This is a genomic window from Pseudomonas tensinigenes, assembly GCF_014268445.2.
Taxonomy (GTDB): Bacteria; Pseudomonadota; Gammaproteobacteria; order Pseudomonadales; family Pseudomonadaceae; genus Aquipseudomonas; species Aquipseudomonas tensinigenes.
On sequence record NZ_CP077089.1, the window covers coordinates 1,204,124 to 1,220,079 of the forward strand.

Annotated in this window: 11 protein-coding genes; 2 read left to right on the forward strand and 9 right to left on the reverse strand. The window is 58.8% G+C overall.

The annotated features are described in order from the left end of the window. Positions 1 to 677 precede the first annotated feature (677 nt). Complete coding sequence (locus tag HU718_RS05150) at positions 678 to 1,868, forward strand: MFS transporter (protein ID WP_186616575.1); 1,191 nt, start codon at positions 678 to 680, stop codon at positions 1,866 to 1,868. A 156-nt stretch (positions 1,869 to 2,024) separates the two neighbouring features. Continuing rightward, positions 2,025 to 2,279 carry a hypothetical protein gene (locus tag HU718_RS05155; protein WP_150705927.1) on the forward strand — a complete coding sequence of 85 codons (255 nt, stop codon included), beginning with the start codon at positions 2,025 to 2,027 and terminating at the stop codon, positions 2,277 to 2,279. Between the two features lie 196 nt (positions 2,280 to 2,475). On the opposite strand, the gene HU718_RS05160 is transcribed toward HU718_RS05155, so the two are convergent. The 9 genes from HU718_RS05160 to HU718_RS05200 form a co-directional block, all read right to left on the reverse strand. Continuing rightward, positions 2,476 to 3,456 (reverse strand): peptide ABC transporter ATP-binding protein, encoded by a 981-nt coding sequence (locus tag HU718_RS05160; RefSeq protein WP_007917625.1) that lies wholly within the window; start codon positions 3,454 to 3,456, stop codon positions 2,476 to 2,478. Further along, complete coding sequence (locus HU718_RS05165) at positions 3,456 to 4,424, reverse strand: ABC transporter ATP-binding protein (protein WP_016985406.1); 969 nt, start codon at positions 4,422 to 4,424, stop codon at positions 3,456 to 3,458. The genes HU718_RS05160 and HU718_RS05165 overlap by 1 nt, the downstream gene beginning before the upstream one ends. Positions 4,425 to 4,434: 10 nt before the next feature. Beyond that, positions 4,435 to 5,358: an ABC transporter permease subunit gene (locus HU718_RS05170; RefSeq protein ID WP_034154447.1), complete on the reverse strand. Its 924-nt coding sequence runs from the start codon at positions 5,356 to 5,358 to the stop codon at positions 4,435 to 4,437. Positions 5,359 to 5,368: 10 nt separating this feature from the next. Further along, on the reverse strand, positions 5,369 to 6,379 hold the full coding sequence (locus tag HU718_RS05175; protein ID WP_007953665.1) for an ABC transporter permease subunit: 1,011 nt from the start codon (positions 6,377 to 6,379) through the stop codon (positions 5,369 to 5,371). 73 nt (positions 6,380 to 6,452) lie between these two features. Further along, positions 6,453 to 8,048: an ABC transporter substrate-binding protein gene (locus HU718_RS05180; protein ID WP_150731565.1), complete on the reverse strand. Its 1,596-nt coding sequence runs from the start codon at positions 8,046 to 8,048 to the stop codon at positions 6,453 to 6,455. A gap of 78 nt (positions 8,049 to 8,126) precedes the next feature. After that, complete coding sequence (locus tag HU718_RS05185; protein ID WP_102900704.1) at positions 8,127 to 9,503, reverse strand: OprD family porin; 1,377 nt, start codon at positions 9,501 to 9,503, stop codon at positions 8,127 to 8,129. Positions 9,504 to 9,678: 175 nt separating this feature from the next. After that, entirely contained in the window at positions 9,679 to 11,277 is a 1,599-nt protein-coding gene (locus HU718_RS05190) for an ABC transporter substrate-binding protein (RefSeq protein ID WP_150731566.1), read from the reverse strand. 302 nt (positions 11,278 to 11,579) lie between these two features. After that, entirely contained in the window at positions 11,580 to 13,205 is a 1,626-nt protein-coding gene (locus tag HU718_RS05195) for an ABC transporter substrate-binding protein (protein ID WP_095119501.1), read from the reverse strand. A gap of 260 nt (positions 13,206 to 13,465) precedes the next feature. Next, positions 13,466 to 15,067 (reverse strand): ABC transporter substrate-binding protein, encoded by a 1,602-nt coding sequence (locus HU718_RS05200; RefSeq protein WP_186616576.1) that lies wholly within the window; start codon positions 15,065 to 15,067, stop codon positions 13,466 to 13,468. Between the last annotated feature and the right edge of the window lie 889 nt (positions 15,068 to 15,956).

Consider the following 15,956-nt stretch of genomic DNA (forward strand, 5'->3'; position numbering starts at 1 on the left):
GCTGCGCCAAACGGTCGCTGCGCTCCCACGCCCGGATCAATCCCTCCACTCAGCCTTCCGACGTCGCCCTACAGATCAAGAGCTGCAGCCGAGCTAACGCTCATCCTGTTGAGTGGTGAAGAGCGGGGCGTGGTCGGCTTTGGATTTGTGGTGGATTCGCCCCTCACCCCAGCCCTCTCCCCAAGGAGAGGGAGCCGATTTGTGGGCTTTTCAGAATTTGAGTTCGACTCGGTATCGCACGTCGGCGTAGCTCTCCCAAACACCGCGATCAGTCCCCTCTCCCTCCGGGAGAGGGCTAGGGTGAGGGGCTTTTGATCTGATTCAGAATCCGAGTTCGACTCGGTAATTCACGTCGGCGTACTTCTCCCAAACACCTCGGTCAGTCCCCTCTCCCTCCGGGAGAGGGCTAGGGTGAGGGGCTTTTGATCTGTTTCAGAATCTGAGGGTCGACTCGGTATTTCACGTCGGCGTAGCTCTCCCAAACACCTCGGTCAGTTCCCTCTCCCTCCGGGAGAGGGTTAGGGTGAGGGGCTCTTGATCTTCGGCATGGTTTTATCGCGCGCAATGGCTGTAGGACGACTCGGTTTATCGTGATCTCGATGCACTTGAACGCGACATCCAGCCTGCTGACCGTTAGTGTTTCAGCTCCACCCAAGTCGCTCTGAGAGGTCAATGGAATGACGAGTCGCCTGACTCACTTGCTACGACTGGACGGCTATTTCGGCGTAATGGCCTGGGTGCTCGCGGCGCTGTTATTCATCAATCGCCTGAGCAGCATGGTCAAGCTGTTCATGGCGCTGTATCTGCGTCAGGAATTGGGGTTGGCGATCGAGACGGTTGGCTGGTTGCTCTCGGCCTATGGCGCGGGGTTGCTGGTCGGTTCGATGCTCGGTGGCTGGCTCAGTGATCATGTGCGCACGGCGCGGCTGACGGCGGCGTTGTTCTTTATTTCGGTGTGGGTGCTGATTCTGCTGGGGCTGGTGACGCAGGTGCCGTTGCTCGCTGCATTGCTGTTGCTCAGCGGAACCATCGATGGGGCTATTCGCACGCTGCACCAACGCCTGATCATGGAATATTGCGAAGTCGCTCAACGTTCGCGTGCGCAGGCCTTGAGCCGGGTGGCGCGCAACCTCGGCATGGCGGCCGCTGGCGTTGCGGGCGGGGTGTTGGCGCAGACCGATTTTCGCTGGGTGTTTTTCGGCAGCGCGGCGATGACGTTGTTGGCGCTGCTCTGGTTTGTTCGCACTACGTGGCGTCGACCGGTGCTGATCAATGACGAAAAGTCCACGGATGACGCAGGTTCCGGGGTGCCCTATCGCGACAAACCATTCCTCTGGTTGCTGGCTGCGACGGCCGTGCTTGGCATCGCGTTCGACACGGTCTACAGCACGCTGGGCAACTACCTGCGTGATTACTATCAGTTGAGCACCGAGGCGATCGGTTGGCAGTTCGGCCTCAATGCGTTGTTGGTGATCGCCCTGCAGATTCCGCTGTCGCATTGGGGCGAGCGTTGGGGCACGCGTCGGCAGATGCTCGCGGGTAGTTTGCTGCTGGCGTGCGGGCTGGGCATGTTGCCGTTCGGTTCCGGGCTGGCGTTCGTCTGTCTGTCGACGCTGATCTGGACGTTGGGCGAGGCGCTGTTCATGCCACCGCTGAATGTGCTGGCGATGCAATTTGCGCAGAGTGGCAAAAGCGGTCAGTACTTTGGCCTGTTCTTTATGAGCTGGAGTGCGAGCGCATTGTTGTCACCGGTGCTCAGCGGTCAGTTGTATGGTCAGTTTGGCGGCCATAGTGTCTGGCTGGCCAGCACGGTGTTAGTGCTGATGTCGATTCCCTTTACGTGGCAAGCCACTCGTCCACTTAGCTGATCCGGCAATAGACGTTATTCGAAACCCGTCTGTCTGCGAAGGGCATTTCTGCCTGCTCCTTAGCGTCCTATCTGGTGAACCCGATGGATCGGAACTAGATTTCACACAGCGCCAGTCAGGCACGAATGTCTCACCTGAAAAAGGATGGAGTCGGCTATGAAAAGCAGGTTGCTACGGGTTTTATTGCTGTTGAAAGTGATGGTCATGCTGTCCCTCGGCACCGCGACGGCCTGGGCCGAGTGCGAGGATCACGATTCTCAGGCGTTCAACGGCCAGGTCGGGCACAGCGGCTTGATGCTCGCCAAGTCCGAGTCCGAGCCGGGCGATCAGGGGCAGGGTGGCAGCGCCGATGATGACGACTCGACTACCGATGAGCCGGATACCGACGATGAGGGCGACAGCCAGACGTAAATCGCAGGCCAAAGAAAACCCCTTCTGCCTCGACTGATGCGCAATCGAGGTGGGAGGGGTTTGCTCAACTCAGGAATAACTCACATCCCCTGTGGGAGCGAGCCTGTTCGCGAAGGCGTCATCTCAGTCAACATTAATGGTGACTGATTCAGCGCTTTCGCGAGCAGGCTCGCTCCCACATTGTTTCAGGGCGGTTTTAGGCCGCGCCGTCGAGGAACTGCTCGGCGTAGTGGCAAGCCACCTGCCGGCTGTCGAGCTGGCGCAACGCCGGCTCTTCCGTGCTGCAACGCTCGGTCGCGTACGGGCAGCGCTTGTGGAAAGCACAGCCCGGTGGCGGGTTCAGCGGGTTAGGCAGTTCGCCGACGATCTTGATTTTCGGCTTGTTCGGGTCCGGGTGAATGGTCGGGGTTGCCGACAGCAGCGCCTGGGTATACGGGTGCAATGGACGCTCGTAAATGTCGTTCTTCGGCCCCAGCTCCACCGGGCGACCGAGGTACATCACCATCACGTCATCGGCCACGTGTTGCACCACCGCAAGGTTGTGCGAGATGAACACGTACGCGGTGTTGAACTCCTGCTGCAAATCCATGAACAGGTTGAGCACCTGCGCCTGAATCGACACGTCCAATGCCGAGGTCGGTTCATCCGCCACCAGCACTTTCGGTTGCAGCATCATGGCCCGGGCCAGGGCGATACGCTGGCGCTGTCCGCCGGAGAACATGTGCGGATAGCGCTGGTAGTGCTCAGGGCGCAAACCGACCTGCTTCATCATCGCCTGGACTTTCTCGCGACGTTCGGCAGCGGAGAGGTTGGTGTTGATCAGCAGCGGTTCGCCGAGCTGGTCACCGACTTTCTGCCGTGGGTTCAACGACGCGTATGGGCTTTGGAACACCATCTGCACGTCTTTGCGCAGTTGCTTGCGCTGGGCCTTGTCGGCACCGGCGACTTCCTGGCCGGCAATTTTCAAGGATCCGGACGACGGATCTTCGATCAGCGTCAAAGCGCGGGCGAGGGTGGATTTGCCGCAGCCCGATTCGCCTACAACAGCGAGGGTCTTGCCGGCTTCCAGTTCGAACGACACGCCATTCAGTGCGCGTACAGTCGCATGGCCCTTGAACAGGCCACGGGAGACTTCGTAGTGACGGGTCAGGTCGCGGGCGGTAAGTACGACGGCCATTACGCCACCTCCTGGTTCAGCGGGAAGAAGCAGCGGGCAAGGCTGTGGGCTTTCGGATCAAGGCCTGGACGCTGCGCGCGGCAGCTGTCCTGCACGTACGGGCAGCGCGGTGACAGCAGGCAACCTTGCGGACGGTCGTAGCGGCCCGGAACGATGCCCGGCAGGGTCGAAAGACGTGCGGCGCCGAGGCTGTGCTCGGGAATCGCCTTGAGCAATGCTTCGCTGTACGGGTGCGCCGGGACGTCGAACAGTTGCGGCACTTGGCCGACTTCAACGGCTTGCCCTGCGTACATCACGCAGACGCGCTGGGCGGTTTCCGCCACGACCGCGAGGTCGTGAGTGATCAGCACCAGGCCCATGTTCTGTTCTTTCTGCAACGCCAGCAGCAGATCCATGATCTGCGCCTGAATCGTCACGTCGAGTGCCGTGGTCGGTTCGTCGGCGATCAGCAGTTTCGGCTCGCCGGCAATCGCCATGGCGATCGCAACGCGCTGGCTCATACCGCCGGACAGTTGATGCGGGTAGGCGTCCATACGGCTGGCGGCGCCCGGGATTTCGACTTTTTCCAGCAGTTCGATCGCACGTTTGCGCGCTTGCTTGCCGGACATTTTCAGGTGCAGGCGCAGCACTTCTTCAATCTGGAAACCGACGGTGTAGCTCGGGTTCAGTGCGGTCATCGGATCCTGAAAGACCATCGACAGGTCTTTGCCGACGATCTGCCGACGCTGACGGTTGCTCAGCTTGAGCATGTCTTTGCCATCGAAGCTGAGCGAGTCGGCGGTGACGATGCCGGGATGCTCGATCAGGCCCATCAGCGCCATCATGGTCACGGATTTACCCGAGCCCGATTCGCCAACGATGGCCAGTACTTCGCCTTTGTCGACTTTCAGGTCGAGGCCATCGACCACCGGCGTCGCGGTCTTGTCGCCGAAGCGAACGTTGAGATTCTTGATTTCTAGCAGTGACATGGGAATCTCCTCAGGCGGCGTTCTTGAGTTTCGGGTCCAGCGCATCGCGCAGACCGTCGCCCATCAAGTTGATTGCCAGCACGCTGAGCAAAATGGTCAAACCAGGCAGACTTACCACCCACCAGGCGCGTTCGATGTAGTCGCGGGCCGAGGCCAGCATGGTGCCCCACTCAGGAGTTGGCGGTTGTACGCCAAGGCCGAGGAAGCCCAGTGCGGCGGCATCGAGAATCGCCGAGGAGAAGCTCAGAGTCGCCTGAACGATCAGCGGCGCCATGCAGTTCGGCAGCACGGTGATGAACATCAGACGCGGCAGACCGGCACCGGCGAGGCGAGCGGCGGTCACGTAGTCGCGGTTCAGTTCGCCCATCACCGCAGCGCGGGTCAGACGCACGTAGGACGGCAAGGACACCACAGCAATGGCGATCACGGTGTTGATCAGGCCAGGGCCGAGGATGGCGACGATCGCCACAGCCAGCAGCAGCGATGGCAGGGCCAGCATGATGTCCATCAGACGCATGATGGTCGGGCCGATCATCTTCGGAAAGAAGCCGGCGAACAGACCCAGCAGGATCCCCGGAATCAGCGACATCACCACCGACGACAAACCGATCAGCAGCGACAGGCGCGAACCCTGGATCAGGCGCGACAGCAGGTCGCGACCGAGTTCATCGGTGCCGAGCAGGAACTGCATCTGCCCGCCTTCCAGCCACGCCGGCGGCGTCAGCAGGAAGTCACGGTATTGCTCGCTCGGGTTATGCGGCGCGACCCACGGCGCGAACAGCGCGCAGAAAATCACCAGCAACATGAACAGCAGGCCGGCAACCGCGCCCTTGTTCTTCGAGAAGGCTTGCCAGAATTCTTTGTACGGCGACGGGTACAGCAGACTTTGATCCGCGTTGGCGGCGGTGGCTACTGAGGATGTTGGAGTGCTCATGGTATGGACCTCAGCGCTGATGACGGATGCGTGGGTTGGCAAAGCCGTAGAGGATGTCCACTACGAAGTTGACCAGAATCACCAGGCAGGCGATTAACAGGATGCCGTTTTGCACAACCGGATAGTCCCGGGCGCCGATGGCTTCGATCAGCCATTTACCGATACCGGGCCAGGAGAAGATGGTTTCGGTCAGAACCGCACCGGCCAGCAGCGTGCCGACTTGCAGGCCGACCACGGTGAGTACCGGAATCAGCGCGTTACGCAGACCGTGGACGAATACCACGCGCGACGGCGACAGGCCTTTGGCCTTGGCGGTGCGGATGTAGTCTTCGCGCAGCACTTCGAGCATCGACGAACGGGTCATCCGCGCGATCACCGCCAGCGGAATGGTGCCGAGTACGATGGCTGGCAGGATCAGGTGATGCAGAGCATCGAGGAACGCGCCCATGTCGTCGGCCAGCAGCGTGTCGATCAGCATGAAACCGGTGCGTGGCTCGATGTCGTAGAGCAGGTCGATCCGCCCGGAAACCGGGGTCCAGCCCAGGCTCACCGAGAAGAACATGATCAGGATCAGGCCCCACCAGAAGATCGGCATCGAATACCCCGCGAGGGAGATGCCCATCACCCCGTGGTCGAACAGCGATCCTCGTTTGAGTGCCGCGATTACCCCGGCCAGAAGCCCGAGAATGCCGGCGAACAACAGGGCGGCCATGGACAGTTCCAGAGTCGCCGGGAAGAGGGAGGTGAACTCGGTCCACACGCTTTCACGGGTACGCAGGGATTCGCCGAGATCGCCGTGGGCCAGTTTGCCGATGTAGTCCAGATATTGGGCATACAGTGGCTTGTTCAGACCTAGGCGTTCCATTGCCTGAGCGTGCATTTCGGGGTCGACCCGACGTTCGCCCATCATCACTTCCACGGGGTCGCCCGGAATCATGCGAATCAACGCGAAAGTCAGCAAGGTGATGCCGAAAAACGTGGGGATCAACAACCCCAGTCGGCGGGCAATAAAACTAAACATCTTGTGTGGTACCTCATCAGCCGGTTAGGCGTGCCCGGCGTCCCTGGGGTCAGGGGCACCGGGAGTTTCTTATCTACTTCACCTGGGTGGTGGCGAAGTTATTAGTGGTGAGAGGGCTGATGTGATAGCCCTCTACGTTGTTGCGCATTGCGGTAAACATCCTGGTGTGGGCCATGCTGATCCATGGCTGATCCTGATTAAACAATACTTGCGCCTGTTCGTAGAGCGCGGCGCGTTCGGCCGGATCTACTTTAGCCCGTGCTTCATCCAGCAGCGTCTGGAATTTCTCGTTGCACCAGCGCGCGTAGTTCTCGCCGTTTTTTGCCGCCTCGCAACTGAGCATAGGCGTCAGGAAGTTATCCGGGTCGCCGTTGTCGCCCGCCCATCCGGCCGAGACCATATCGTGCTCACCGGCCTTGGCGCGCTTGAGCATTTCCCCCCATTCCATCACGCGGATGTCGATCTTGATCCCGACTTTCGCCAGGTCAGCCTGCATCATTTGCGCGCCGAGCATCGGGTTGGGGTTGGTCGGACCGCCGCCGTTGCGGGTAAACAGAGTAAACACGGTGCCTTCCGGCACGCCGGCTTCCTTGAGCAGGGCGCGGGCCTTGTCGAGGTCACGTGGCGGGTTCTTCAGGTCGTGGTTGTAGCCCAGCAGCGTGTCCGGGTACGGGTTGACCGCAACGGTCGCATTGCCCGGGCCGAACAGCGCGTTGACGTAAGCCGCTTTGTCGAAGGCGATATCGATCGCCTTACGCACGCGCACGTCGCTCATGTATTTGTGCTGAGTGTTCATGGCGATGTACGAGACGGTCATCGCGTTCAGCTCTTCGACCTTAAGCTTGTCGTCTTTCTTGATGCTCGGGATGTCATCCGGTTTCGGATACAGGGCGATCTGGCACTCGTTGGCCTTGAGCTTCTGCAGGCGCACGTTGTTGTCGGTGGCGATCGCCAGAATCAACGCGTCGGCCGGCGGCTTGCCACGGAAGTAATCCGGGTTGGCCTTGAAGCGCACCTGAGCATCCTTGGCGTAGCGCTGGAAGATGAACGGGCCGGTGCCGACAGGCTTGTTGTTGAGGTCGCCGGTCTTGTTGGCCTTGAGCAACTGATCGGCGTATTCGGCGGAGTAGATGGCGGTGAACGGCATCGCGACGTCCGCCAGGAATGGCGCTTCGCGGCGGGTCAGGGTGAACCTGACCGTGTGGTCGTCGATTTTTTCGACGCTTTTGAGCAGTTCTTTGAAGCCCATGCTTTCAAAGTACGGGAAGCCCACGCTCGACAGCTTGTGCCACGGGTGATTTGGGTCCAGCTGACGCTGGAAGCTCCAGACCACGTCGTCGGCGTTCATGTCGCGGGTCGGCTTGAAGTATTCGGTGGTGTGAAACTTGACGCCTTTACGCAGGTGGAACGTGTAGGTCAGGCCGTCTTCACTGATTTCCCAGGTGTCTGCCAGGGCCGGAACGATTTCCGTCGTGCCAGGCTTGAAGTCCACCAGACGATTGAAGATGGTTTCGGCCACAGCGTCCGCCGTGACTGCAGTTGTGTACTGGACCATATCGAAGCCTTCCGGACTGGCTTCGGTGCAGACCACCAAGGGTTTGGCCGAGACGCCGACAGCGACACTCAGCAACGCAGCCGCGATGGCCGCACGTAGGGGAAGCATTTTCATCGATAACCCTCTGCAATCGGTTGAAGACAAAAAGCCGAACGGCCGACTCATCATGAGTCAGCCGTCGGCTGGCGTTTTTTACAGGATGTTGAACGGGATGGTCGTCACGAGACGGAACTCGTTGATGCTGCCGTCAGCCTGGTTTTCGCTGGCGCGGTGGGTGGTGTAGGTCGCGCGGATCGTGGTGGCCTTGAGCGGGCCGCTCTGCACGGCGTACGAAGAACCAATGCCGTATTCGTAATGGTGTTCGCCGTCCATGCTGCGCACGTCGTAAGCGGTGCCGACGTAGTGAGTACCGTCGATGCCCCAACCGCGAGCGCTGTAGGCGTTGAACTTCAGGCCCGGAATGCCGTACTCGGCCATGTTGATGCCGTAGGCGATCTGGAAGGATTTCTCGTTTGGTCCGTTGAAGTCCGACAACAGGGAGTTGGCCAGGTAGATGCCGTTGGTTTCGTGCAGGTAGTCGAAGTACTCGTTACCGTTCACTTCCTGGTACGAGAAGGTCAGGGTGTGTGCCTGGTGAGTCAGACCGAACGACAGCGAGTAGGTGTCGTTGTCGATCTCGCCCATCAACTTTTTGCCTTCGTCGACGGTCTTGTAGTAGTTCAGGCCGGTGGTCAGGCTCAGTACCGAGCTGTCGCCCAGTTCGTGAGTGGCGCCGAAGTAGTACTGGTTCCAGAAGTCTTCAGCCTGGGTCGCGTAGAGGCTGGTTTTCAGGCTCTTGAGCGGCTGATAGTTCACGCCGGCGGTGTTGACGTGGTCGGTTTCAACGCCGGTGTTGCTGTATTCGGTGCGGAATTTCGACAGGCTCTGTTCGGTACGTGGTGACACGCGGTCGAAGGTCGCGAGGTCGAACGACAGATTGTCGAATTCTTCACTGTGGATCGCCACACCTTCGAAGCTCGAAGGCAGCGGACGGTTGCCGATAACGTCGACGATCGGGCTGCTGAAGTTCATGCGGCCGGCGGTCAGGGTGGTGTTGGAGATACGCGCCTTGACGTTGGCCAGACCCAGTTTGCTCCACTGATCGACGGCGTCGCCGTTGGAGTGGGCGAGGGTACGGTTGGAACCGCCCTTGATGTCTTCGCGGCTGCGATCCAGTGCAATGGCGTTGTACGCCGCGACTTCAGTGCTGATCCCCACGGTGCCTTGGGTGAAGCCCGAGGTGTAGTTGAGGATGGTGCCCTGGACCCAGTTGATCCGGCGCGAACCGGTCAGGGTTTCGCCGTGGCGTTCATAGCTGAAAGTGCCGCCGCGCTTTTTTTCTTCGTTGGCGTACCAGTTACGGGTCGAGCCCGACAGGCTCTGGCCATCGATAAAACCCTTGGCTTCGGACTGGGCGCTGGTGCTGGCCAGTTGCGTCGGCATGAAGTCCTGGCTGACGCTTTCAGCATGGGCTCCGGCGGTGATGCTGCTGATGGCCAAGGCCAGTATCGCGGTGTTGCTCAGTTTCATGGGTGAAGCTCCTTTACTTTCTTTTTATGCCGGCTTTTTTTGGTATGCCGGTTATTGGTTTAGAACTCATTCACACATCGCAAACGTTTGCCAAAAGCCGGATTGGCGAATTTCGGCAAAGCGCTTGCGTGAGGGGCTAGACAGCGCCCCTCAGCGTTGCGGCTAATCGTCTGGTTTAATCGATACCGACACCCGAGAACACGTTGCGACCGAACGGGCTGACTTTGAACCCTTCGATCCTCGCGCTTAACGGCTGGTTGACCGTCGAGTGGGCGACAGGCGTGATCGGCACTTGCTGTTTAAGCAATTGCTGAGCCTGTTTGTAGAGCACGGTGCGCTGGTCGCGGTCAGTGACGACCTTGGCCTGTTTGATCAGCTTGTCGTAAGCCGGGTCGCACCACATGGAGTAGTTGTTGCCGCCGATGGCATCGCAGCTGTACAGCGTGCCGAGCCAGTTGTCCGGATCCCCGTTGTCACCGGTCCAGCCGATCAGGCTGATGTCGTGCTCGCCATTTTTGGTGCGCTTGATGTACTCGCCCCATTCGTAGCTGACGATCTTCACTTTCAGACCGATCTTGGCCCAGTCCGCCTGGAGCATTTCGGCCATCAGTTTGGCGTTCGGGTTGTATGGACGTTGCACCGGCATCGCCCACAGGGTGATCTCGGTGCCCTCCTTGACGCCGGCAGCCTTGAGCAGCTCTTTGGCTTTTTCCGGGTTGTAGGCGGCGTCTTTGATGCTGTCGTCGTAGGACCATTGGGTTGGCGGCATGGCGTTCACGGCCAGTTGGCCGGCGCCTTGATAAACAGCGTTGAGAATCCCCTGTTTATTCACCGCCATGTCCAGCGCCTGACGCACTTCGAGCTGGTCGAAGGGTTTGTGGCGCACGTTATAGGCGATGTAGCCGAGGTTGAAGCCCGGCTTGGAAATCAGTTGCAACTTCGGGTCAGCCTTCAACGCTTCAACATCGGCAGGGCGCGGATGCAGGGTGATCTGGCATTCGCCCGCCTTGAGCTTCTGTACGCGCACCGAGGCGTCGGTGTTGATCGCGAAGATCAGGTTGTCGAGTTTGACCCGGCTCGGATCCCAGTATTGTTTATTACCCGTGTAACGGATGTTCGAGTCTTTCTGATAACTCTTGAACACGAACGGCCCGGTGCCAATCGGTTTCTGGTTGATGTCGCTCGGCTTGCCTTCGGCCAGCAGTTTGTCGGCGTATTCGGCGGACAGGATGGCGGCGAAGCTCATGGCGATGTTCTGAATGAACGCGGCGTCGACGCTGTTGAGCGTGAACTCCACGGTCAGCGGCCCGGTCTTCTCGACCTTGGCGATGTTCTTGTTCAGGCTCATGCCGTTGAAATACGGGAACTCGGTCGGATAAGCCTTACGGAAAGGTTGCTGGGCATCCAGCATGCGATTAAACGTGAACAACACGTCATCGGCGTTGAAGTCGCGGGTCGGTTTGAAGTACGGCGTTGTATGAAACTTCACACCTTCACGCAGGTGAAAGGTGTACTTGAGACCATCCTCGGAAATATCCCACGTGGTCGCCAGACCAGGTACGACATTGGTCGCGCCTTTTTCGAACTCGACCAAACGGTTGTACAGCGGCTCGGCGGCGTCGTTATCGGTCGCTGTCGTGTATTGCGCGGTATCAAAACCCGCCGGGCTGCCTTCAGAGCAGAACACCAGGCTTTTGCTGGCGGCGAAACTGGCGGACGAGGCGGCCAACAGGCCGGCGCCCAGCAATGCGGAACAAATCAAGGTATGGCGCATGACGCTCCCTCTTTTTTTAGTGTTGTTCAATGCGCCGTCGTCTCATCCGGAGACGTTTTGGGCTGCATCGAGCTCAATCCAGTACGTACGGCAAACCGGTGGCCCACACAGACGCTGGTCAGTACCCGACGGTAGGGGCCGCGGTCCTGGCAGTAAATGCGTAAATGCCTTAAAGCTCGTAGGAAAAGGCGACACGTCCTATACCGCTGCGGTAATCCACAGTGGAATTGGCTGTAGGCAATTTCCTAAATTCCCGGCAGGTAAAATAGCGGCGACGTTAAAAACGTCGCCGCTGCAGTGCCTTATTTGCTGACGCTGACGCCGTAGAAGGAGTTCAAGCCAAATGGGCTGATCTTGAAATCCTGCACGTTGGCGCGCATGGGTTGGAACACCGTCGAGTGAGCGATAGGTGTGTAGGGAACAGCATCTTTAAGGACGTGTTGCGCCTGTTTGTACAGTTCGGTGCGCTTGGCCTGATCGGGGGTGCGCTTGGCATCCTTGACGAGACCGTCGTACTTCTTGTCGCACCACTTGGAGAAGTTGTTGCCGTTGAGCGAGTCGCAGCCGAACAGCACGTTCAGCCAGTTGTCCGGATCCCCATTGTCACCGCTCCAGCCAATGATCATGGCCTGGTTCTCGCCACCTTTGGAACGCTTGATGTACTCGCCCCACTCGTAGCTGGTGATCTTCACTTTCAAGCCGATCTTGGCCCAGTCGGACTGGAGCATTTCAGCCATCAGTTTAGCGTTCGGGTTGTATGGACGCTGTACCGGCATTGCCCACAGGACGATCTCGGTACCTTCCTTGACGCCGGCTTCCTTGAGCAGCTGTTTGGCTTTCTCAGGATCGTACTTGGCGTCCTTGATGGTGGTGTCGTAAGACCACTGAGTCGGCGGCATGGCATTGACGGCCAGTTGGCCTGCGCCCTGGTAAACCGAGTCGATGATCTGCGGCTTGTTCACCGCCATGTCCAGCGCCTGACGTACACGAAGGTCAGCCAGCGGGTTCGCCTCGTTGCTGCCTTTGACCTTGTCCATCACGTTGTAGGCGATGTAGCCCAGGTTGAAGCCAGCCTGATCAGGCATCTTCAGCGACTTGTCTTCTTTCAGCGCTTTCAGGTCGGCCGGACGCGGGAACAGGGTGACTTGGCACTCGTTCTTTTTCAGCTTCTGAATACGTACCGACGGGTCGGTGGTGATGGCGAAGATCAGGTTGTCGATCTTCACGTCATCAGGCTTCCAGTACTCTTTGTTCCCGGTGAAGCGGATGTTGGAGTCTTTCTGGTAGCTCTTGAACACGAACGGACCAGTGCCGACCGGCTTCTGGTTGATGTCGGCAGGCTTGCCTTCTTTCAACAGTTGCGCTGCGTATTCGGCGGACTGCACCGAGGCGAAGCTCATGGCCATGTTCTGGATGAACGCAGCATCCACTTCTTTCAGAGTGAACTTGACGGTGTGGTCGTCGACTTTATCGATCTTGGTGATGTTGGTGTCCATCCCCATGTCGGTGAAGTACGGGAATTCGGTCGGGTACGCCTTACGGAACGGGTCATCCTTGTTAATCATGCGATTGAAGGTGAACAGCACGTCGTCGGCGTTGAACTCACGAGTCGGCTTGAAATACGGGGTGGTGTGGAACTTGACGCCTTCACGCAGGTGGAAGGTGTACGTCAGGCCATCATCGGAAATGTCCCACTTGGTCGCCAGACCAGGAATCACGGCGGTGCCGCCGCGCTCGAACTGGGTCAGACGGTTGAACATGGTTTCGGCTGAGGCGTCGAAGTCGGTTCCGGTGGTGTACTGGCCTGGGTCGAAACCGGCCGGGCTGCCTTCGGAGCAGAACACCAGGTTAGTCGCAGCGGATGCGAAAGGTGCGGAGGCTAACAAGCCTGCGCCGACTAAAAACGGAATGACCGCGTGTTTAAGCATGTTGGCCTCATGATTTGTTGTCATTTTTTAGTTGTGAGGTACGACCTCGTGAGTCGTGCCTGCGGATACTTATGCAGGGGCCATACCCAATGCAAGATCCAGAGCGGTCGGCGGCCTCAAACGGTGGCACGAACGTACCTTAATGTCGCATCTGTATAACTTTTGACGCATTTGACCGTTTGCGAGTGGTTTTAACGGTGCAAATGGAGCCCCAAAACGGTGCGCTGGTCACCTTGTGCGCGCCGCCTTGGGGCTCGGTGTTACTTATTTATACCCACGCCATAGAAGGGGGTTAGACCGAACGGGCTGATACGGAAGTCGGTCACTTCCTTGCGCAGCGGCTGGAACACCGTGGAGTTGGCAATCGGCGTGATCGGTACTTGCTGTTTAAGGATCAGTTGCGCCTGTTGATACAGTTTTACCCGCTGCTCCTTGTCCGTGGACAACTTGGCCTGTTGCACCAGTTTGTCGTAAGCCGGATCGCACCATTTGGCGTAGTTGCTGCCTGTCACCGCCGCGCAGCTGTAGAGCACGCCAAGCCAGTTGTCCGGGTCGCCGTTGTCACCTGTCCAACCATAGATCATGGCGTCGTGCTCGCCATTTTTCGCACGTTTGATGTACTCGCCCCATTCGTAACTGACGATGTTGGCCTTGATGCCGATTTTCTCCCAATCCTGCTGGATCATCTGTGCCGACATGCGCGCATTCGGGTTCGATGCGCGTTGCACTGTCATCGCCCAGAGGTTGATGGTTGTACCTGGCGCAACCCCTGCTTCTTTCAGTAGCACCCGGGCTTTGACCGGGTCGTAAGGGGCATCCTTGATGGTCGGGTCATACGACCATTGCGCCGGCGGTAAAGCGTTTTGCGCCAGCTGGCCGGCGCTTTGGTAGACGGCTTTGATGATTGCCGGTTTGTCGATGGCCATGTCCAGCGCCTGCCGCACTTTGAGCTGGTCGAGAGGCGCATGGGTGGTGTTGTAGGCGAGGAAGCCGAGGTTGAATCCGGCCTGTTTGAGCACGCGCAGGTTCGGGTCTTTTTCCATCACTTCGATGTCGGCCGGACGCGGGTAGCCGCTGACCTGGCATTCGCCGGCCTTGAGCTTCTGCAGGCGCACGGCGGCGTCGGGAGTGATCGAGAAAATCAGGTTATCGATTTTGACGTCTTCGGGTTTCCAGTAGGCCTTGTTGGCGGTGTAGCGGATTTGTGAATCCTTCTGGTAGCGCTTGAACACGAACGGGCCGGTGCCGATCGGCTTCTGGTTGAGGTCGGCGGCTTTGCCTTCCTTCAACAGTTGCGCGGCGTATTCGGCTGATTGCACTGAGGCGAAGCTCATGGCGAGGTTTTGCACGAAGGCGGCGTCGACGTTGTTGAGGTTGAAGCGCACGGTGTTGTCGTCGAGTTTTTCGACCGATTTGATCGTGGTGTTGAGGCCCATGTCGGTGAAGTACGGGGACTCGGCGGGGTAGGCCTTGCGGAAGGCGTTGTCCGGGTCGAGCAGGCGCTGGAAGGTGAAGAGGACGTCGTCGGCGTTGAAGTCTCGGGTGGGTTTGAAGTAGTCGGTGGTGTGGAATTTTACGTTTTGTCGCAGGTGGAAGGTGTATTGCAGACCGTCCGGGGAGATGTCCCATTTTGTCGCCAGGCCGGGTTCGATGTCGGTGCCGCCGCGTTGGAATTGGGTGAGGCGGTTGAAGACGGTTTCGGCGGAGGCGTCGAAGTCGGTGCCGCTGGTGTATTGGCTGGGGTCGAAGCCTGCCGGGCTGGCTTCGGAGCAGTAGACCAGGGTGGTGGCGGCGTTGGCTAGCGGGGCGGTTGTGGCCAGGGCCAGGGAGATCAGGAGCGGTCTTAGGGTGGATCTTGGCATGGAGTCCCCTGGGAAATTGGAGGTGGTTGTTGGTTGAGGTTAGCGGGGAATAGCGGGGTATCGGAAATATCGTTTTTCTCGGGGGAGTGTCTATCTCGGTATATCTGGGCGTTTTTTATTGGGTGCATATCCGTTGCTTCGGTTATGGCTGCTTAGGGTTCCGCCCTTACTGCGGGTCACTTTTTCCAGACGCCGAAAAAGTAACCAAAAAGGCTTGCTCCTGCGTGCGGCCCGCTCGCTGGGGCTCGGGGTTCCTTCCGACGTCGCCCGTGGATCAAGATCAAGATCAAGAGCAGGCGAGCTGACACTCGGCCTATTGAGTGGTGAAGAGCGGGTGTTCGGCTTTGATTTTGTATTGGATTCGCCCCTCACCCCAGCCCTCTCCCGAGGGAGAGGGAGCCGATTGGTGGGCCTCTCAAAATTTGCGTTCGGCTCGGTATTTCACGTCGGCGTACCTCTCCCAAACACCACAGTCAGTCCCCTCTCCCTCCGGGAGAAGGCTAGGGTGAGGGGCTTTTGATCTGATTCAGCATCTGAGTTCAACTCGGTATTTCAAGTCGGCGTAGCTCTCCCAAACAACTCGGTCAGTCCCCTCTCCCTCCGGGAGAGGGCCAGGGTGAGGGTTGGCTTTTGACTGTTTAAATCTGTGTCAGATAACCAGAACCTTCCCACAAGGTTTTCAGGTTGTCCGTCGGACGTCGGCTCTCTAGGCTCTGGGTGTCGCTGAAAACTCAGCGATCGGGAGGTGAGATTCCCGGTTATTGAATTTGGAAACCTGCACAAGCCACCTCATAATCGCCGCCAGCTCATGCTGTCGGCAGTTTTTTATGGCGGCTATGTACGGGCGGACTTTGTCCGGCCGGGTTGGTTTCCTTACCGGTAATCTCAC